Annotated in this window: 14 protein-coding genes; 2 read left to right on the top strand and 12 right to left on the bottom strand. The window is 66.0% G+C overall.

Annotation, left to right across the window (positions count from 1 at the left end; translation table 11 throughout):
• Positions 1-2: 2 nt before the first annotated feature.
• Genes ACM2ZB_RS19470 through ACM2ZB_RS19460 form a run of 3 tightly spaced genes read right to left on the bottom strand, consistent with a single transcriptional unit; the run spans position 3 to position 2,619 of the window.
• Positions 3-659: a type 4a pilus biogenesis protein PilO gene (locus ACM2ZB_RS19470; RefSeq protein ID WP_313442402.1), complete on the bottom strand. Its 657-nt coding sequence runs from the start codon at positions 657-659 to the stop codon at positions 3-5.
• Positions 656-1,561, bottom strand: coding sequence for a PilN domain-containing protein (locus ACM2ZB_RS19465; protein WP_416056647.1), 906 nt, complete (start codon positions 1,559-1,561; stop codon positions 656-658). Before ACM2ZB_RS19465 ends, ACM2ZB_RS19470 begins: the two co-directional genes overlap by 4 nt.
• The gene (locus tag ACM2ZB_RS19460) at positions 1,561-2,619 is read right to left on the bottom strand and encodes a pilus assembly protein PilM (RefSeq protein ID WP_345785139.1); all 1,059 of its coding nucleotides are present in this window, start codon (positions 2,617-2,619) and stop codon (positions 1,561-1,563) included. Before ACM2ZB_RS19460 ends, ACM2ZB_RS19465 begins: the two co-directional genes overlap by 1 nt.
• Positions 2,620-2,838: 219 nt before the next feature.
• Between ACM2ZB_RS19460 and ACM2ZB_RS19455 the strand changes: the two genes are divergently transcribed.
• Complete coding sequence (locus ACM2ZB_RS19455; RefSeq protein ID WP_416056646.1) at positions 2,839-5,259, top strand: penicillin-binding protein 1A; 2,421 nt, start codon at positions 2,839-2,841, stop codon at positions 5,257-5,259.
• A 216-nt stretch (positions 5,260-5,475) separates the two neighbouring features.
• Entirely contained in the window at positions 5,476-6,120 is a 645-nt protein-coding gene (locus ACM2ZB_RS19450; RefSeq protein WP_416056645.1) for a hypothetical protein, read from the top strand.
• A gap of 21 nt (positions 6,121-6,141) precedes the next feature.
• Here the strand turns inward: ACM2ZB_RS19450 and ACM2ZB_RS19445 are convergent, their stop codons facing one another.
• From ACM2ZB_RS19445 to ACM2ZB_RS19405, 9 genes are all read right to left on the bottom strand, one after another.
• Positions 6,142-6,855: a hypothetical protein gene (locus tag ACM2ZB_RS19445; protein WP_416056644.1), complete on the bottom strand. Its 714-nt coding sequence runs from the start codon at positions 6,853-6,855 to the stop codon at positions 6,142-6,144.
• Positions 6,856-6,948: 93 nt separating this feature from the next.
• Complete coding sequence (locus ACM2ZB_RS19440; RefSeq protein ID WP_416056643.1) at positions 6,949-11,748, bottom strand: ESPR-type extended signal peptide-containing protein; 4,800 nt, start codon at positions 11,746-11,748, stop codon at positions 6,949-6,951.
• A 67-nt stretch (positions 11,749-11,815) separates the two neighbouring features.
• Entirely contained in the window at positions 11,816-12,514 is a 699-nt protein-coding gene (locus ACM2ZB_RS19435; RefSeq protein WP_416056642.1) for a pilus assembly protein, read from the bottom strand.
• Positions 12,515-12,531: 17 nt separating this feature from the next.
• A complete protein-coding gene (locus ACM2ZB_RS19430) occupies positions 12,532-13,665 on the bottom strand; it encodes a CfaE/CblD family pilus tip adhesin (protein ID WP_416056641.1) in 1,134 nt (377 codons plus the stop codon).
• Positions 13,662-16,382, bottom strand: a complete 2,721-nt coding sequence (locus tag ACM2ZB_RS19425) for a TcfC E-set like domain-containing protein (protein WP_416056640.1) — start codon at positions 16,380-16,382, stop codon at positions 13,662-13,664. The genes ACM2ZB_RS19430 and ACM2ZB_RS19425 overlap by 4 nt, the downstream gene beginning before the upstream one ends.
• 51 nt (positions 16,383-16,433) lie before the next feature.
• Positions 16,434-16,937 carry a CS1 type fimbrial major subunit gene (locus ACM2ZB_RS19420; RefSeq protein WP_416056639.1) on the bottom strand — a complete coding sequence of 168 codons (504 nt, stop codon included), beginning with the start codon at positions 16,935-16,937 and terminating at the stop codon, positions 16,434-16,436.
• 421 nt (positions 16,938-17,358) lie between these two features.
• Positions 17,359-18,435 carry a hypothetical protein gene (locus ACM2ZB_RS19415; protein WP_416056638.1) on the bottom strand — a complete coding sequence of 359 codons (1,077 nt, stop codon included), beginning with the start codon at positions 18,433-18,435 and terminating at the stop codon, positions 17,359-17,361.
• A gap of 192 nt (positions 18,436-18,627) precedes the next feature.
• The gene (locus tag ACM2ZB_RS19410) at positions 18,628-18,990 is read right to left on the bottom strand and encodes a NirD/YgiW/YdeI family stress tolerance protein (protein WP_416056637.1); all 363 of its coding nucleotides are present in this window, start codon (positions 18,988-18,990) and stop codon (positions 18,628-18,630) included.
• A 242-nt stretch (positions 18,991-19,232) separates the two neighbouring features.
• Positions 19,233-20,510 (bottom strand): citrate synthase, encoded by a 1,278-nt coding sequence (locus tag ACM2ZB_RS19405; RefSeq protein ID WP_416056636.1) that lies wholly within the window; start codon positions 20,508-20,510, stop codon positions 19,233-19,235.
• Between the last annotated feature and the right edge of the window lie 29 nt (positions 20,511-20,539).

The following is a 20,539-nucleotide window of genomic DNA, read 5'->3' as shown; positions in this document are numbered from 1 at the left end:
GATCACTTCTGCGCCTCCTTGCCCGGTTCAACCTTCTGTTGTTCGACGATCTCCGACTCATCCAGGTAACGGTAGGTCTTGACCGTACCGGACAGTTCCAACGCACCGGCGCGTATGCTGCCACCGGTCTTGTCGGCCGGCTTCAGGTTGATGTCGTGCATGGTCAGGATGACCACCCGCGGCAGCGAGGCCACGCCGCTGACGAACGCGCCGAACTGGTGGTAGCTGCCCACCATCTTCAGCTTGATCGGCTTTTCGGCGTAGAACTCCTTGATCTGCTCCTGTTCCGGCTCGAACAGCTGGTTGGTCAGGCCGCTGGACAGCGCGGTCTGCGAGATGTCGATGATCAGGTCCGGCATCTCGGTCTTGCTGGGCAGCTGCCGCAGCATCTGCTGCAGGACCTGCTCCATCTGCGCCAGCTGCTGCTTGAGCGGCTCCAGGTTGACCGCGCGCTTCTGTTCCTCGCTGAACTTGTCGCGCAGGGCGACTTCCTGCGACTCCAGGCCGGCCAGCTCTTCGCGCTTGCCGCTGATCATCAGCATGTACAGGACGAACATGATGACCAGTGCGACCAGGGCGCAGAAGACGATCTTGGCCTTCTGCGGCCAGTTGCCGATGTCGTTGAAATCGAGGTTCTTGAGTTCGACTTTCTTGCTCATGCGCGGTCCCCCTGCAACGGGGCATGGAAGGCCTGCGGCGGCTGTGCCAGACGGCTGCCCTCAGGCTTGGGCGGTGCCTGCGGCGCGGCGGCCGGTGCTGCCGGTGCCGGCTTGGTGGCCGGGGCGTTGCCCGGTGCAGCAGCCGGTGCCGGTGCAGAGCCCGGGGCCGGAGCGGCAGCGGGATTGCCTGCTGGTGCAGCCGGTGCAGCCGGTGCAGCGGCATCGGGGCCAGCGGACAGCGGCGCCACGACCGGTGCGGCGGCATCCGGGCTGGCCACGCTGCCATCGGGGTTCAGCCCGGCGGTGGCGACTTCGTCGCTCTGCGCGGGCAGCTTGACCGTCACCTTGAACACATACGGAAGGGCCTTGATGTCCGCCACCGGGCCGCCCGGACGCACATCCTTGTCCTTGTCAGGCGTGCTGGCCTCGATGATCGACAGTTCCGGGTTGGTCATCCAGCCGGACACTTCCAGGTTGCGCATGTAGGCCGAAACGCGGGCGTTGGACTGCGTGCGGCCTTCCAGGGTGAGCATGTCGCCATCCTGCTGCAGCGCGGTCAGCACCACGCCATCGGGGATGGTGCGGACCAGTGCGTCGAAAAGATGGACCATCTGCGAACGCTTGGCCTGCAGCTGTTCGATCACAGCCTTGCGCGCCAGCAGGCGGCTCTTCTGCTCGTCGAGGCGTTTGATCTCCTCGTTCTGCAGCATGACCTTGTCGATTTCCGACTGCAGGTAGGCGTTGCGGTTGACCTGCCCGCTGACCTGCATGTCGTAGTAGAACCAGATCAGCAGCGACAGCAGCAGCCCGCCGAGCGCGGCCATGCCGAGCATGACGCCGAACTCGCGCTGGCGTTGCTTGCGCCGTTCGGCGCGCCAGGGCAATAGATTGATGCGTGCCATCAGTCGAAGCTCCTCAGTGCCAGACCGGTGGCGATCATCAGCGCAGGGGCATCCTGGGCCAGCGCGTGCGCCTGCACCTTCGGGCCCAGGGTCATCTGCGCCAGCGGGTTGGCCACCACGGTCGGCACGCCCAGCTGTTCCTCGACCATTTCCGGCAGGCCGGCCAGGGCCGCACAACCGCCGGCCAGCACGATGTGGTCGACCCGGTTGAATTCACTGCCTGCGTAGAAGAACTGCAGCAGGCGGCTGATCTGCTGGACCGTGGCCTCCTTGAAGGGCTCCAGCACTTCCATCTCGTAGCTTTCCGGCAGCCCACCCTGGCGCTTGGCCAGGCCGGCTTCCTCGTAGCTCAGGCCATAGCGGCGCATGATCTCGTCGGTCAGCTGCTTGCCACCGAACACCTGTTCACGGCTGTAGAGGCTACGGCCGCCGCGCAGGACGTTCAGGGTGGTCATGGTGGCGCCGATGTCGACCAGGGCCACCACCCCGTCGCTGGACACCGGCAGTTCGCTGGCCACCAGGGCGAAGGCGTTCTCGACCGCGAAGGCCTCCACGTCCATCACCCGGGCCTGCAGACCGCCCAGCTCCAGCGCAGACTGGCGCAGCTCCACGTTCTCAGAACGCGAGGCCGCCAGCAGCACCTGGACCATTTCCGGGTTGTTCGGGATCGCCCCGATCACCTCGAAGTCCAGGTTCACTTCCTCGATCGGATACGGAATGTAGTTGACCGCTTCCAGCTCGATCTGGGCTTCCATATCGCTTTCGTCCAGGTCGGCCGGCATCGGGATCACCTTGGTGATCACCGCCGAACCGGCCACAGCCGCAGCGGCCTGCTTGGCCTTGCTGCCGGAACGGTTCATCGCCCGGCGGATGGCCTCACCCACGGCCTCCACTTCGACGATGTTCTTTTCGACCACAGCATTCGGCGGCAACGGTTCCACGGCGTAATGTTCCACGCGAAAACGGTTGCCGCTGCGGGAAAGCTGCAACAGCTTTACCGCAGTCGAACTGATGTCGACGCCAATGAGCGGCGACTGACTTTTTGGGATGAGCCCCACGGTTTCTCCCCTGCCGACGGGCACTTGGACGCAAGAGCTGCGTCCGCGCATTAATAACGTATTCTTAGCAAATGACAACCGCCCTGCTGTGAAGTCCCTCACAGGTTCACGATGCAGCCCCTGGCAATTCCCCTTGCGTTCCCCGGTGCCGACCCCAGCCGCCACCTTGCGTAATCTATACTCTGCGACCACGAAATTCGCAATCGGAATCTGTCACCGATGACTCGTCTCCGCCGCTGGCTGCGCTGGATCTTCCTTGTTGTCCTGGTCCTGGCCCTGGTCGGTGCCGCCGCCGTGGGCGGCCTGTACTACGCCGTATCGTCCAAGCTTCCCGACGTGCAGACCCTGCGCGACGTGGAAATGCAGGAGCCGATGTACGTCTATGCCTCCGACGGCAAGCTGATGGCGGTGTTCGGCGAAACCCGGCGCACCCCCATCACCATGAAGGACGTGCCGGACAAGCTGAAGAAGGCCTTCCTGGCCACCGAAGACGCCCGCTTCTATGAACACGGGGGCGTGGACTACAAGGGCATCGCCCGCGCGGTCTGGCTGCTGGCCACCACCAGCGACAAGCGCGTGCCCGGTGGTTCGACCATCACCCAGCAGGTCGCCCGCCAGTTCTTCCTCAGCTCCGAATACAGCTACACCCGCAAGCTGGCCGAGATCCTGCTGGCCCGCAAGATCGAGTCCGAGCTGAGCAAGGACGAGATCTTCGAGCTGTACCTGAACAAGAGTTTCTTCGGCAACCGCGCCTACGGCGTGGCCGCAGCGGCCGAGTTCTACTACGGCAAGAAGCTGAACGAGCTGGACCTGGACGAAATGGCCTCGCTGGCCGGCATCCCCAAGTTCCCCTCCTCGGGCAACCCGATCTCCAACCCGGAACGTGCCCGCCAGCGCCGCGACAACTACGTGCTGCAGCGCATGGCCGACCTGAAGTTCGTCAGCCAGGCCGAAGCCGACGCGGCCAAGGCCGTGCCGATGCACGCCACCGCGCACGAACCGCCGGTGCAGGTCGACGCCCCGTACGTGGCCGAGCTGGTGCGCCAGGAAATGATCGCCCGCTTCGGCGGCGATGTGGTCAACAAGGGCTACCACGTCACCACCACCATCGATTCGACCCTGCAGACCTCGGCCAACCTGGCCGTGCGTGACGGCCTGCTGCTGTACGACCACCGCCACGGCTGGCACGGCGTGGAAAAGCAGGTCCAGCTGGGTGCCGGCGACGACGCCGCGGCCCTGGCCGAGCACTTGCGCGGCACGTTCAGCCAGGCCGGCCTGCTGCCGGCCATCGTGGCCAGCACCGGCGCCGATGGCAGTGCCACCGTGGTGCTGGCCAACCGCAGCGAGATCGTGCTGCCGGCCGGCGCGGCCAAGTGGACCAACAAGACCCCGGGCAAGCTGGTGCAGCGCGGCGACATCGTGCGCGTGCGCGCCGGCGCCAAGGAAGGCGAATGGCTGCTGGACCAGATTCCGCGCGGCCAGTCCGCCCTGGTCTCGCTGGACGCCCACAGCGGCGCGCTGAAGGCGCTGGTGGGTGGCTTCAGCTTCTCCGGCAACAAGTTCAACCGTGCCACCCAGGCCCGCCGCCAGCCGGGTTCGAGCTTCAAGCCGTTCGTCTACGCGGCCGCCTTCGACAAGGGCTACAACCCGGCCTCGATCGTGCTGGACGCCCCGGTCGTGTTCCGCGACCGCCGCGGCAAGACCTGGGCGCCGCAGAACGATGGTGGCGGTTTCCGCGGCCCGATGCGCCTGCGTGAAGCCCTGGTGCAGTCGCGCAACCTGGTGTCGGTGCGCCTGTTGGACGGCATGGGCGTGGACTATGCGCGCAAGTACATCAGCGAGTTTGGTTTTGCCGAATCCGAGCTGCCGCCGAACCTGTCGATGTCGCTGGGTACCGCCTCGCTCACCCCGCTGTCGGTGGCCCGTGGCTATGCCGTGTTCGCCAACGGCGGCTCGCGCGTGGACACCTGGCTGATCGACCAGGTGAGCGACCGTGACGGCAACCTGGTGTTCAAGGAAAACCCGGCCCTGGCCTGCCGCGAGTGCGCCGGCAGCAGCGACCAGCCGGTGAATCAGGTGGTGGATGGCTTCAACTTCGGCGCCCCGGCGCCCAAGCCCGATGCCACCGCCGCGGCCAAGCCGGCCACCGAAACCCCGGCCGCGCCGACCAACCCGGATGCCCGCACCGCCCCGCGCGCGATCGACGCCCGCACCGCCTACCAGCTGGTGTCGATGATGCGCGACGTAGTCCAGCGCGGTACCGGTACGGCGGCCAAGGTGCTGGGCCGTGAGGACGTGGGCGGCAAGACCGGTTCCACCAACGACCACCGCGATGCCTGGTTCTCCGGCTTCGGTGGCCCGTACGTGACCACCGTCTGGGTGGGCCGCGACGACTTCCGTTCGCTGGGTTACCGCGAATACGGTGGCAAGGCCGCCCTGCCGATCTGGATCGACTACATGCGCACCGCGCTGAAGGACACCCCGATCGCGCAGAACGACCCGCCCAGCGGCATGGTCCAGGCCACGCTGAACGGCGCCGTGGAATGGGTGAAGGTGGAAGACATGGACCGCCTGACCGACTACGACCTCAACCTGCAGAGCACCCCGCAGGCAGACGCAGCCGCGTTCGATATCTTCTGACGGCAGGTCCGCCGGGCATGGCCCGGCGCTACCGGTGGGTGCCAGTTGGCGCCCTTGCAACCGGCGGGTGCCTTTGTAGAGCCGAGCCCATGCTCGGCTGCGGGGGCATGCGGTACAGCAGCCGAGCATTGGCTCGGCTCTACAGGAACGCGCGCCCCTACGCAGATGTCACATGGGTGCGCTAACCTGTCCCCAGGTCGCATCAGGAGTCATCGCATGCATCGGGCACGTCAGCATGCTGCCAGCCAGACCCGCGAGCGGCGCCACCGTCTCGCCCATGAAGCCGCCCGCCTGATGGCCGAAGGCGGCATCCGCGACTACCACCAGGCCAAGTTGAAGGCCGCCAGCCGCCTCGGCATCCACGACGATGCCTCCCTGCCCCGCAATATCGAGATCGAAGACGCGCTGCGCGAGTATCAGCGGCTGTTCTCCGGCCCGCAGCACGGCAACGAACTGCAGCGCCGCCGCGAAGCCGCGCTGCGTGCGCTGGAATTCCTGCACGGCTTTTCACCGCGGCTGGCTGGCCCGGTGCTGGATGGCACCGCAGACGCCAACAGCCCCGTCCAGCTGCACCTGCACAGCGACGACCCGGAAGCCGTGCACCGCTTCCTGGACGACCACCGCATCCCCGCCGAGTCGCGCACGCGGCGCCTGCGCCTGGACCGCGAGCGCGTGCTGGATGTCCCGGTCTGGGTGTTCAGCGCCGAGGAACTGACCTTCGACCTGGCCGTGCTGCCCTACGACGCACTGCGGCAGGCGCCGCTTTCACCGGTGGATGAAAAGCCGATGCGCCGCGCCTCGATCACGCAGTTGCGGCAGCTGCTGGCCGAGGCCGAGATCACCGCCTACATCGGCGGCTGAGGCCGGCCCGCTGCCCGGCGGTCAGAGTTCGAGCAGCGGATCGCGCGGAGTATCCAGCAGGCGCGACAGCCATGGCAGTGGCGCCCGGTTGGGGTACTCCACCATCATCCGCGCATGCATGAGCTGGATGTCGGCCAGGACCCAGCCGTGGTGGATCACATCCTGGAAGCCATCTTCGCTCGCCCCGCGAACCCGCACGCGCTCGCCTTCCAGATTGGGCTGCACGCCAGCGGGGACGTGCAGCACCGGGTGCAGTTCCTGGTTGATGTAGGCGTTGTGTGCGCTGGCCGTGCGCAGCCGCTCGACGGTATCCCTCACCTGCCAGCACGCATACGGCGCACAGACACCCGTGGCATTGATGTAGTCGGCAATATCGGCCAACAGATCGGCCTGCAGTTGCCTGGCCTTCGGCTCCAGATACGCCTCCCGTGCCCGCAGCGAGCGCACGGTTCCGGCGCGGATCTGCTCGGGGGTGCGGTAGATCTGCCCGCGATTGCCCTCGTTGTCGTGGACCACGGCGATACGATGGAAGGCCTCCTCGGCCAGCGCCTGTACGCGCACGTTGGCTGCCTCCGGGTGGATGCGGGGCGCTGGCACGCTGTTGACCCGCCAACTGACCCAGTTGGTCAGTATCAACGACAGCAGCAGGACACCACACACGCTGGACCACAGGTAGCCATCGCGCAGGCAATAGTCGATACGTGCACGCCACACATAGAAACTGCGATAGGTCATGAACCGGCTGAAAAAGCGATACACATCCATCTCCCTCTGAAGTGCCCCGGCGCGGCGGGGCTCGTTACGCGCACCACGCCGGGGCGTCATGGCTTACCAGCCGATGCCCACACCGACGCCCACGGTGCGCTCGCCGCTGTTGGTGAACGCACCATTGAGGCTGAAGGTGGCTGAGCCCTTTTCGTTGAGCACGCGCTGGTAGCCCACCGCCATGGCCGATTCGCCATCGCTGTAGCCCACGCCCGCACCCAGGCGGTTGTAGGTGTTCAGGCCAGCGGTGTTCATCGCCATCGCACTCTGCGCGCTGCTCATCGCCGCCATGCGGTTGAAGCGCTTGTCCATCTTGTCCAGGCGCGCATCCACTTCGCGCGAGATGCCATCGCTGTATTCGTTGGCGCGGGCGAGCATCTTTTCCAGATCGGCGGTATCAACCTGCGGGGTCGGTTCCTTCGGGGTTTCCGGCGTGGCGTTGGCGGCCTTGCCGGTGTCAGCCACGGTTGGCGTTTCGGCCGGCGGCGTGGGTGCCTCGGGGGCACTGGCGGCATTGGCGGCAACGCGCGCCTGCGGCTGGCCGTCGATGCGCTGCTCCAGCCCGTCCATGCGGCCGTTGAGCTGCTGCTGTACGTCGTGCAGCTGGCCGCCGTTGACGGCGTCGCGGCTGCCGGCAGCGACCAGGCCGTTGGCCACGTTGGAGATGACCATGCCCTGCGCACCGGCCAGGGTGAGCTGGCTCAGGCCGTCGCTGCGGGTGGTGGTGTCCTGAAAGACCGAGCGGAGCTGGGTTTCCACCTGCTCCACGCGCGAGCCCTGGGTGGTGACAGCGCCATCGAGCGACTGCAAGGCCCCGTTGAGCGTGGACTGCTGCTGGCCCTGGACAGTGAAGTGCGGGCCGATGATGTTGCCGTTGCTGTCGATGTGAGCGCCGCCGCCGAGGGTGGCGAGGGTGGCGTTGAGCTGGGCGACATTTACGGCATCGTTGCTGCCTCTGCCACGCGCAAGATTGACGATGCGTCGCTCGTAGCCCGAACGGCCGATGGAGATCGTATCCGCGGCATCAGCATATGAGTTGTAGCCGAGCGCAACGCTGTTGGTTGCGTTTGCGTGCACGACGGATCGGGCGCCGAGTGCGATGCCCCCGGCGGCCTGAACATGCGAGCTTGAACCCAACGCAAAACCCTCAGTGGCGCCCTCCACTACCCAAGAAGCACGTCCAAGCGCCACAGAGTTCGTGCCCAGAGCTTTCGAGAAGCTACCAACCGCTGTGCCACCCTCACCTGTCGGCGAAGATTCGGCGGAATCACCGATAGCCACACCCAACCAGCCCGCCGATGCATCAATGCTCAGATCGTCGTAGCCAACCTTCACAAAGCGGCTTCCCTGCTCAAGGCCATCCATGCGCTGGTTGGTGGCGTACAGCTGCCGGCCATTCACAACATCCTTGCTCCCTGCGGACAGCTCGCCATCCGCCACGCCGGTCAGTGTCGCGCCGCCGAAGTCAATTACGTTCCCTGTCTCAGCCGCAGACAAGCGTGCAAGATCGTTGTTCGTCACCTGAGAGTCGCGTAGCGCATCCAGATCGCTGCGATTGCGGGCGATCTCCTGCTTGGCATCGTGCAACTGGCTACCCGTCACTGCATCGCGACTGCCCGCTGCGATTCGACCATCAGCCAGATTGGTCAGCACCGCCCCCCGTGCGCCTGACAGCGTGAGTTGGTTCAAACCATCAGCACGGAGCGTAGTGTCCTGGAATGCCGAACGCAGCTTTCCTTCCAGCGAGCCGACGCGTGCATCGGTCACGACCACCGCGCCATCCAGCGCGGTCAGCGCATCGCCGACAGTGTTGTGGTTGCCACCTTGGATCGCATACGTGGGCGCGATGATGTTGCCGTTGGCGTCGAGGCCAGCACCACCGCCAAGGGTGGCGAGCGACTCCTGCAACTGCACCACGCTCACGGCATCATTGTTCCCCGCGCCACGCGCGACATTGACGATACGCCGCTCGTAGCCAGCTCGGCCAATGGAGACGGTATTCGCTTCATCAGCATACGAGGAGTATCCGAGCGCGATGCTGTTCGTCGCATCCTCGTGGACAACAGATCGAGCACCAAGTGCGACACCACCACTCGCCTGGACATGTGAACTTGCACCCAGCGCAAACCCCTCTGTGGCACCTTCAACTACCCAAGACGCGCGCCCCAGCGCAACTGAGTTGGTAGCCATCGCTTTTGCGTAACTCCCTACTGCCGTCCCTCCCTCATCACCAACTGAAGGAGACGCCTCTGCTGAGTCTCCGATCGCGACCCCGAGCAATCCAGCAGAGGCGGCCGTACTACCAGAGTGTGAGCCAACTTTGAGGAAACGGCTCTGCTCTTGAACAGCATCAAGTCGAGCATTCGTAGCAAACAACTGCCCACCATTCACCGCATCCGTGCTGGCAGCCGAGCTGATATCCCCCGGACCAACACCCTTCACCACGGCACCTTCGAGGTCAACCAGGGTCCGGTCAGCATTGAACTTCACCACGCCTTCCAGATCCGGTTCGAAGCCATCGAAGTCGGCGCGGAGGCGGTCCAGATCCACGCGATGGTCAGCCAGACGATCAGCATGATCCACCAACTGCAGATCCTGGGCCTCGTTCCGCGCCTCGGCTGCGCCCACGCGCTCGTTGGTGGCAAACAGCTGCTGACCGGTCACCGCATCGGTGCTCGATGCGCCCAGGATGCCGTTGGCGATGTTCTGGATGCGGCGGCGCGCGCCATTCTTGTTGGACACGTCCAGTACGGTACCGGTGTTCTCGGCGCCCAGGCGAACCTGGCCGCTGGCCGACACCTGCCCGACCAGACCGGCCACGGTACCTACCTGGCTGATGGCGCTGTCCGCCGCCGTCTTCGCGGCAGTTGCAGTGGACTGCGCAGTGGTCACCGCCGAGTTGGTGGCATGCAGCTGCTGACCAGTCACGGCATCGGTGCTGGATGCACTGAGCGTGGCGTTGGCCACATTGCTGATACGACGTGCGGCGCCATTCTTGTTGGCTACATCGAGCACGGTGCCGGTGTTCTGCGCACCCAAGCGTACATTTCCGGTCGCGGACACCTGCCCGACCAGACCGGCCACGGTGGTCACCTGACCCAGGGCATTGTCTGCGGTCGTCTTCGCGGCAGTTGCGGTGGTCTGCGCGGTGGTCACCGCCGTGTTGGTGGCATGCAGCTGCTGACCGGTCACGGCATCGGTGCTGGAGGCACTGAGCGTGGCATTGGCCACATTGCTGATACGGCGGGCAGCACCATTCTTGTTGGCCACATCCAGCACGGTTCCGGTGTTCTGCGCACCTAGGCGCACATTGCCGGTAGCGGACACCTGCCCGACCAGACCGGCCACGGTGGTCACCTGGCCCAGGGCATTGTCCGCGGTCGTCTTCGCGGCGGTTGCGGTGGTCTGCGCGGTGGTCACCGCCGTGTTGGTGGCATGCAGCTGCTGGCCGGTAACGGCATCGGTGCTGGATGTACTGAGCGTGGCGTTGGCCACGTTGCTGATACGGCGCGCGGCGCCATTCTTGTTGGACACATCCAGCACGGTGCCGGTGTTCTGGGCACCCAAACGCACATTGCCGCTGGCGGAGACCTGCCCGACCAGACCGGCCACGGTGGTCACCTGGCCCAATGCGTTATCCGCTGCGGTCTTTGCCGCCGTGGCGGTGGTCTGCGCGGTGGCAACTGCAGTGTTGGTGGCATGTAGCTGCTTGCCGGTGACTGCTTCGGTGCTGGTGGTGCTGAGGGTGGCGTCCGCCACGCCGGTCAGCTTGCGGTTGGCGTTGGACTTGTTGCGGATATCCAGCTGGGTGCCGGTGTTGTCACCGCCCACGCGTACTGCACTGCTGGCCGAGGTCTGGGTGACCAGTCGCGTGTTGACCAGTGCCTGGTCGGCAGCGGTCTTCGCGGCATTGGCCGTATTAGTCGCGGTGGTGACGTTCTGGTTGGTGGCATGGAGCTGCTTGCCGGTTACTGCATCGGTACTGGTGGTGGACAGACGGGCGTCTGCCACGTTGACGACCCGGCGCTTCGTGCTGCTGTTACCCACAGATACCGAATTTGATTCGGTCGCCTCCGAGTTCAGCCCCAATGCGACGCTTCCGATTGCCAAAGCCTTGGCATGATGACCCACGGCGACGCCGTTGTACTCAGCGCGAGCGTTTCCACCCAAGGCGACCGCCCCTGAGTACCCGGCAGTTCCCGCGAATGCATCGCCGCCGATGGCGACACGAGAGACACCGGCGGTGCTGTTCACGGTTCCTGCGCCACTGCCCACCGCAATCGAGTTTTGGGAGTAGGCACGCGCATTGTTACCCATCGCCGTCGCGCCGATACCTTCGGCGCGGGCAGTTGCCCCCAGCGCAGTACCGTAGCCCCCACCTAAAACTTCGGCACCATATCCCACGGCCGTGCTGTGGCTGCCATGTGTATTTGCGAAGTTCCCCACCGTTACGGAGTACGCGCCGTTGGCCCTGCTTTTAATGCCAGCGGCGAAGCTGCCGTAGCCGTGCGCGCCAGCCTCCCCACCTAGCGCCATGGTTTCCGCTGCGGTCACCAGGCTCCAGTTGCTCGCACTGGTATTGCCGTAGACATCGCCGCGGATGACACCCAGTGCGCGCGCTTCGAAGGTATCTGCGGTGGAGCGCGTGAACGGGTTGATGAGTTCCCATAGGGGCGCGCTCCAGATTTCATCCTGCACGTCAGCATCGTTGGCAGATGCGGCGAGCGGCAGCGCTGCTGATATCAACGCTACGGCCAATGCGCTGCGTGAAGTAGCCATTGCTCCGCGAGCACGTGCAAGTTCACTTGCAACGACCCAGCACTGCCGCGCAGTGCACCAGATACGACGATAGATTCTGTTCATGGTTTTTCCTTAACAGACAAGGGAAAAGAAGCCCGTCGCAGCACGCCGCCGCGACGGGTCGAGCGCTTCAGAGCGCGAGGGCCTGCACGTGTTCGCGATAGCCATCGCGGGTCAACCGATAGCGCAGCTGCAGGCGATGGCCGGGCTTCGGGGTAAAGGGCAATTGCAGGGATGCACCGGGGTACAGGCTGCGTGAGACGTCATGGGCGGTGCAGGCGCCCGCCGCATCGCAGTCGGCCACGCTGGTCAGGCCCACGCGAAGGGTTCCGGCATTGACCAGGCTGTTGCCCTGCACGCGCACGTCCACATGCCCGTTGGCCGGCACCACGTTCACCAGCGCCCCCCAGATCAGGCTCATGCCCACGGCGGCGCGGGTAGCCGGATCCTCCGGCTCGGTGTCATCAGGACCGCGCACACCTTCGAAGTACACGCGGTAGGCGGTCTCCTTCTCCACCGGCTGCAGCGGGATGACCCGGATCAGGCGATTGCCGCCACCGGCCAGGGCGAACTTGCCCGGGGTAATGGCAATGGCCGCGTCGGCCGGCTCGATCTCGATTTCCTGCTCGTCGGTGCTGGCCGGATCGTCGATGCGGCGAACGGTGGCCTGCACGTACTGCGCCGTGGTGGATTGCGAGTACACGCGGATCTGCGCGCCCTTCCGGGCCTCGACCGACGTACGCATCGGATGCACCGTGAGGTTGGCGTGGGCGGGCGCGACTGCAAGCAGCAGCGCGCAGGTGAACAGGCAGGACAAGGCGGGATGCATAGTGGGCTCCATCGACTTCACGGGCGGGAGGTAGGCAGGCGCAGTTCGACCTTCAGATCGCCCTGGTAGGCACCAGAACGTTTCTCGTCGATGGGTACGCGTGGGGTATCGAGGGTGAGTGGCGTGGGTACGCAGAACACCGGCTGCGACATCCCGGGCAACATCACCAGGCGCAGCCGCGCCGTATCGATGTTGCGCAGTTGTTCTTCCACCCCGTTGCGCAACGGGATGCGTGCGCCGTTGTGGTCGAGGGTGACGGTGTAGTCCATGCGTTGGCTTTCATCGCTGCCACCGTTGGTGTGCCAGACCGAATAGCCGGTGGGGCCGGGAGGGCGCGTGCCGCTGTCGCGCACGGTGACGCCGAGGTACTCGCTCTGCGAACCGAGGCCGTCATACAGGCACATGTCCAGGTGTGCGCGACCACCGACCGTTCGGGCAATGGGGTCGTAGCTGAGATTGAGGCCTACGGTGGGGGCGGCTTCCTGGAACTCGGGCAGGTAGATGGAGACCGCGTCGTAGTCGGTGATAGTAAGTGTGAAGCGGTAGGTGTACGTGGCGAGGTTACGGGCGTCGGGGGTGTTCGCGTGGAGTTCGAGCGTTGCGGTCCAGATGCCTGCGACGAGTTTGTTGAGCTCACTATCTCTGAGTGCCAGTTGAGCGCCCGTCCCCACGGGAACGGTCATTGCGCATGGCTGTGCAAACATGGACCAAGACGATAGAAGCGCTCGGTCCCAGAAATCGAAGTAGCAGGCCTGCCCGTTGTAGGCTCGCTGAATCCCCGCCTGAAGGCCAAGGTTGGTGGTCATTCCCGACCGTTGCTCAACGAACTGCAGCGGGATTTCACGCAACCCGACGACGCCATCCTCGATCCCCTCCACCGGGCACCGCCCCCTCTCCGCGCTGCTATCCGAAACACACGTCAGATGCAGCTCGCCGTAGCGCTTTCCCAGGTCCACATGGTCATACGCCAACAACGTGCGCGGCGGCATCAACACGATGTCCCCCGGCATCGCAGACCGATCCCAGCTCATCACGATGTCGCGATGCTCATCGGTCGGATGCGTTTCCGGCGGCCGCTGTGCCATCGCCTGCGGCACCACCAGCACCAGCGCACTGAACAGCATCAGCCACCACCACAGCCGCCGGCTCATCGCGCACCTCCCGCAGCAGCCTGCTGGCTGCTGGCAATCAGCGCCTTTTCCTGCAGCAGACGCGTCACCCGCGCCTGCTGGCGGATGTCCGCCGGCAGCTGGGCCACGTTCAACGGTTCGCACTGCACGGCCCCCACCAACAGCACCACCTGGCGGCGTTCACGCACCTGCAGCGGGCATTGCAGCAGGCGGTCGTCCTGCAGCAGATACAGCACCGCTTCGCGGCGCGGGAAGTCGGCCACGAAGCCGCCGTTGCTGCCGGTGCCCGGCACCGGTGCGTTGAGGATGCGGGCACCGCGCAGCGGCGTGCCGGCCAGGTCATGCGCGTTGCCGATGAAGGTGTAGGTCACTTCAATCGGCACCGGCATGCGCAGCAGCTTGCCGGGCGGCAGGAACAGCGGGCGCGCACCGCCCACGCCGGTCACGCGGATGGAAGCGATGCTGTCCAGCGCACTGGCGTCCTGTACTTCGGCACGATGCGACTGATACGCCGACACCGGCAGCAGCCGGCGGTCGCCCAGCTTCAGGCGCTGGCGGCGCAGGCCGCCCACGTGCAGTTCGGCGGCCACGCCGGTCAGTTCCAGGTCGTCGGTGCCATCGACCTGCACGGCCAGGCCTGCATCGGCGCCCAGGCCGCCGCCCCAGTACAGGCCGTGCGAGCCGAGCGCTACGCCGGAACTGTGGGTGGCGCTGTAGGCCAGCTCATCGCGCCCGCGCTGCTGGTAGTGCGACACGGTGGCGCCGGTGTGGCCGATGCGGTTCTGCAGCTGCCCGCTGAGCGTGGCGCTGTAGCGGTCGCTGTTGTTGCCGCGCAGTTCGGCGGACAGTTCGCGGAACTGGTCGTCGTGATCCTGGCGCAGGCTCTGCGCCACGCTGTAGGTCACATCCGGGCGCTGGTGCTGCGGCTGGCGCAGGTCCAGCCCGTAGCGGCGCTGCGCGGTGCCGCGCTCGCCCTGCTGCAGTCGGGTGAGGGTAAGGGTGAGAAACACGCCACGGTCGCGGCTGCTGCGCAGGCGGCCGTCATTGCGCTGCTGCCACACGCCCACGCGCGTGGAGGCGTTGAAGTCGCCCCAGCGTTCACTGCGGTTGTAGCTGGCCTGCCAGGTACGGCTGAGCTGCGGTTCGCGGCTGGGACGCGGCGCCCACGGCGGCAGCAACGGGTCCAGGCCGTACAGCGGATCGTCGATATCGCCGGGTATGCCCACGCCCTGCCGCCAGGTCTGGCGCCGGGTATAGGCCAGGTAGGCATGGCCACCGGCCACCGGCAGCGCCACCGAGGCGCTGAGCGAATCGGCGCAGCCGAGCTGGTCGCGGGCATCGTCGCGGAACTCGCAGGCCTTGCCGCGCATGCGCTGCTGGTACAGGTTCCAGGAGGCGTGGCGGCGGTAGGACAGCTGGTGCTGCTGGCCGCGGCTGCCATCGCTGCCCTGCATGCCACTGAAGCTGGCGCGGATCTCCTGCGTGGGAAACACCCGGCGCAGGTCCACGCGCAGTTCGCCATAGCTGAAGCCCGCCAGGTCGGCCACGCCAGCGGTGACAGTGGCGCTGCGACCCAGCGGCACGCGTACACCGGCCATGGCGGCCATCTCGCCGTCGAACTGGTCGCTGCGGCGCTCGCTGCGGCGGCCGCCCTGCAGGAACCACTGCACGCTGCTGTCGGCCCAGTCGCCGCCCTTGTCGAAGGGCGCTTCCTCGCTGCGTACCAGCACACCGTCTTCGTAGATGCGCAGGGTGACGGTGTAGTTGCCGAACGGGAAGCGCCGCGTATCGATCTGGTTGATGCCGGCCTGCAGGTAATAGGTCTGCAGCAGGCGCTGGCCATCGAAGGCATCGACGCGGGCATCGCGTGCCAGCAGCACGGTCAGTGGCGTGGCCTGCACGGCCGCTTCGCTGTCCACGTAGGCCTGGGTGGTGCCGATGCGCAGGCCCTGGAAACGGTCCAGCGGCAGCATGCTGAAACTGAAGGTGCCGCCCTGCGGGCTGGACAGGTTGCGGCGGTCCATGCGCCCGGCCTGCAGGTAGTGCTCCGGGCCGATGTCGTGCCGGTAGTAGGCGTTGTCCAGCTGGAAGTCGTGCCGCGTGCGCTGGTTGCGGTAGCGCTGGTGGCTGAAGGTCCAGTTGGCCGAGACATGGCCGCGCTCGAACAGGCCCAGCACGCCGGCCCCCTGCGCGGCCAGCGACTGGTAATCGCGGCCGCCGCTGAGGTTGACCGTCTGCTGGTGCAGGAAGGCGTTCTCGGCGTTGGCGCTGACCTGGTGGTGGCGCTGTGCCGCCGGCTCGCCGGGAATCCATTGGCGGGCGACGAACAGGCGCACCGCGCCCTCGCCCTCGTCATACAGTGCGCGCACGGCGGTGGGGTCCTCCGGGGGATCGAGATAGCCGCAGCCGGCGGCGGCACCGCCGTAGCGGCAGGCCAGGTGGCTGTTGCGCGGCAGCGGCTGCGACAGCGCGGGCAGCAGCGCTGCCTGTGCCTCGGCCGGCAGCTGCAGCGCCTGCAGCGCCTCCGCGGGCGCTTCCAGCTGCACGTGGTCGAGGGTGACGCGCACGGGCATCAGCCCGGTCGAGCGCCCGAACAGGCGCACGTCCAGCTGCTCGGTCTGGCCTTCGACCAGATCTTCGAAACCGGCAGGAACGCCGCGGGCTGCGACCAGCGGCGCGGCCAGCGACAGGGCGAGCGCGATCGCCAGCCGGGTAACGGCGGGGGCAGAAGCTTTCATGGGGGCAACCAGAAGCGGCCGGCCCGGGTACCGGGCCGGCCCAGGCGGAACTTACGGGCCGGTGGTCTTCTGCTTCAGGGCGATGCTGACCATGCCCTGGAAGCTGTCAGCCACGGTGATGGCACCGGAGGTCTTCTGCGCGATCTCCAGCGGCATGGCCACCGACGCACCCGGCAGCGCACCGTCGAACAGATCAGCAGCCAGGTAGTCGGTGGCGGCCAGGCCCAGCTCGCGGGTGTTCAGGCTGACCTTCAGCGGCACCGACGGCGTGCCGGCGGCATTGCCGATCAGCACCGGCTCGTTGATCAGGCGCACTTCGATGTCCTTGTCGATGTCGTTGGAATAGATGCGCACCTGCCGCTTCCAGGCATCAAGACCCGTTCCCGGCTTGTGGACCATCTTGATCGCATCCGGCAGCGGGCTGCCATCGGCCTGCAGCAGGGCCAGGGTCGGGTCGACGTCGGCCAGGACGGTGATGTGGGTTTCGGCGGCATTGGCGGACAGCGAAGCAGTGACCAGCGCTGCAGCCAGCGCGGTCTTCTTGAACATGTGCATGGGTGTCTCTCTCGGACAGGGAGTGATGAAAGCTCCCCTTCTGATGTGATCGGAAGGGAACGCCGCCAGCGGAGTGAGTGCCGACGACGGAGAGAATGCTAGAAACCCATTGCCTTGCAGACTATTCAATCATTCCTAAAAACAGGCGTGTTTAGCTGGATTCTTGAGGTCGTTCAAGAATTGCTGCTTTCGCAATTTTCCTCATGACACCTTTGCAATTAACCTCATTGCGCACCCAGGCCGAGCATGGCAGCGTGGGATTTTCCCCTACCCCGAACGAATCAGGCCGCCCTGCGGCGGCCTGACATCGGCATTGCGGCGATCAGAAGAAGATCGCGTAAAGGATCAACAGCGGAATCGGCACGCCCAGCAGCCAGAGCAGAATCATTTTCATGGCAGGTCTCCTTTCATGGAATGTGGGTTACAGGTCGCGGCGGCGGCCGCCCCAGGTCGCGCTGAGGCTGGCGAAGAACGCGCCGATCAGCAGCGTGATGAACAGCCACAGTGCAGCGTAGGCCGTTGCCTTGCGGGCATCGTCGGCGGCCTGCTTGGCCGTGTTCTTTGCCTTTTCCAGCGCTGCACGCATGCGCGTCTGCACATCGGTCACGCGGGCCTGCGCTTCGGCCGGGCTCATGCCGGTCTCGCGAGCGATCAGCTGCGACAGGTACTGCGTGTCGGCCGGGTCCAGGCTGTCGCCCTGCAGGCTGTTGACGATGATGCGGTTCACTTCGGCGCGCACTTCGCGACGGTCGCCAGCCGGTGCACGTCCCGGCATCGGGCGCGGCGGCGCCATGCCGGCCTCGCGCGGGCCTGCATTCGGTGCTGGCGGTGGAGCCGCGTTCGGATCCATTGGCGCGCCCGGCGGTGGCGGTGCCGCAGGATCGGCAGCACCGGCGTTGGTGGCACTGCGGAACAGGGAATCCACCCAATAGTTGAGGTCGCCTTCCGGTGCGGCTGAGGCGGCGCTACCGGCACCTGCGGCAGCGGCGCCGGCGCCGGCGCCGGCGGTGGATGCGGCAGCACCTGCGGTCGCGCCCGCCACCTTTGCACCGGCACCCAGCACGCCGCCGATGGCCGAGGTCAGCAGGCCGGCGGTAAGCAGCGTGGCCACGGCCCACGACACGAAGCCGTGCGCGGTATCGCGGAAGTAGGTTTCATCGCCGTGGAGCTGCGTCCACTTGGTGCGCAGGCGACCGGCCAGGTAGCCGCCCAGGCCGGACGCCGCCAGCGCGGTGAAGGTGAGCCAGGCGATGCTGGACCAGCCGAAGGTTTCCTTGCTGACGCCTTCGAATGACCACGGCGATACCGACGACAGGCCCAGGCCGACGCCGAGGATCAGCAGGATGAGGGAGAGTGCGGCGGCGGCAGCAGCGCCGGCGAAGATCGCGCCCCAGGACACCGCGCTTTCGCTGGAAGGCGCGACGATGGGGGCGGTGACGACGGTGGCGACGTCAGGGCCGAGCGGGCCGCGCTCGGGTGGGTCGAATCGGGTACTCATGGGGCGGACGCTCCGTATCGGGGGCTGCGGATGCAGCTGGCGTCCTGAGGCTGCGCGTGCCGTTGTGAAGCTGGCGAGACCCTGGAATCACGAGGTCTTGGCACGCGCACAGGTCATGGCAGATCCACGCCATGCGTGGGCGGCGTTGGGCGCGACGTCAAAGGCGCGCCCACCCAGCTTGGCATCTGCCAGTTACTGCGCAGGCAACACGCGCACGTGGTCAACGTCGATATCGGTCGGCTTGAAGCGATGTGTATCCACCTCGCCGTGCAGTTCTACGCGCATGCTGGCATCGATGGGCCGGTGGCGCGGCATTTCGTCGTCGTCGATTTCGACCTCGATGTCGCCGCTGGCGTCGCGGAATCGATAACGTTCGTGGCCGACCTTTGCCACCAGCGTGCCCTGCAGCACGACGGGATGCTCATCGCGCTGGACGCGTGCTTCGGCCACGCTGGTGACAACGACGTAATCATCAGCGCCGACGTACTGGCCGTGGGCAATGGAAGGTGCCAGAGCGGGCGTGGCCAGCAGGGCCAGCGCAAACAGGCGGTTCATGGGTATTCCATTTTTTGGGGGGAGACGACATGGTCCCTCCCCCACCCGGCCGCGCCTATCGTACAAATCCGAAAACGCGTGAAAGCGGCTCCCAGTAGATCCACGCCATGCGTGGATGATGTCCGCGAAGGCCAACGCGTGCCAACCAGGGTTGGTACCCAGGCAGGCGCCGCCGGGCATGGCGTAGCAAAAAAAAAACGCCCCGCAAAGCGGGGCGTTTCTTCACGAACTACGGCAGGCGATCAGCCCTGGTAGTCGCGCACGTCGGCACCGGTGTAGACCTGGCGCGGACGGCCGATCTTCATTTCCGGGTCGACCTGCTGCTCCAGCCAATGCGACACCCAGCCGGAGGTACGGCCCAGGGCGAACATGACGGTGAACATTTCGGTCGGGATCTGCAGCGCCTTGTAGATGATGCCGCTGTAGAAATCGACGTTCGGGTACAGCTTGCGAGCGACGAAGTACTCGTCCTGCAGCGCGGCCTGTTCCAGCTTCACGGCCACGTCCAGCAGCGGATCCTGCACGCCCAGCTGCTTGAGCACCTTGCCGGTCATCTCGCCGATGACCTTGGCGCGCGGGTCGAAGTTCTTGTACACGCGGTGGCCGAAGCCCATCAGGCGGAAGCCGGAGGTCTTGTCCTTGGCCTTGACCACGGCCGACTCGACGTTGTCGGCAGTGCCGATCTCTTCCAGCATCTTCAGCACGGCTTCGTTGGCACCGCCGTGGGCCGGACCCCACAGCGCGGTGACGCCCGCGGCGACCGACGCGTACGGGTTGGCGCCGGTCGAACCGACCAGGCGCACGGTCGAGGTCGAGGCGTTCTGCTCGTGGTCGGCGTGCAGGATGAACAGAAGGTCCAGTGCCTTGACCACGTCCGGGTTCAGATCGTACTGGCCATCAGCCGACTCGAAGGTCTGCTTCAGGAAACGGCTGACGTAGTCCAGCGAGGTGTCCGGCTTGTTGGCCGGCAGGCCCTTGCCGTGGCGGTAGATCAGCGCCGACAGGGTCGGCACCTTGGCGATCAGGCGCACGGCGGCCTGGCGGCGCTGTTCGGCGTCGGACAGGTCCAGCGAGTCGTGGTAGATGGCCGACAGCTGCGCGATGGCGGCGGTCAGGATGGCCATCGGGTGGGCGTCCTTGGCGAAGCTGCCGATCAGCGTGTTGATCGACGCATCGACGTTGGCTTCAGCGGCCAGCTCGTCGGTGAAGGCCTTCAGCTGCTCGGCGCTCGGGCGCTCGCCGTTGATCAGCAGGTAGGCCACTTCGACGTAGCTCGACTTTTCCGACAGCTGTTCGATCGGGTAGCCGCGGTACAGCAGCACGCCCTTGTCGCCGTCGATGTAGGTGATGGCGGACTTGCAGCTGGCCGTCGCGGTGAAGCCGGAATCGTAGGTGAAATACCCCGTTTCCTTGGTCAGCTTCGCGATGTCGACGCAGTCGTTGCCAAGGGTGGGTTTGATGACGGGCAGAACGACCGACTTATCGCCGGCGTTGAGCGTGACCTGATCAAGATCGGACACTGTGTGCGCTCCTTCATGGGAAGGCGCCT

The sequence above is a fragment of the Stenotrophomonas maltophilia genome (assembly GCF_047782825.1).
GTDB lineage: Bacteria > Pseudomonadota > Gammaproteobacteria > Xanthomonadales > Xanthomonadaceae > Stenotrophomonas.
Note: the sequence above shows the minus strand (reverse complement) of the source record. Positions and strands in the feature narration are given on the sequence as shown.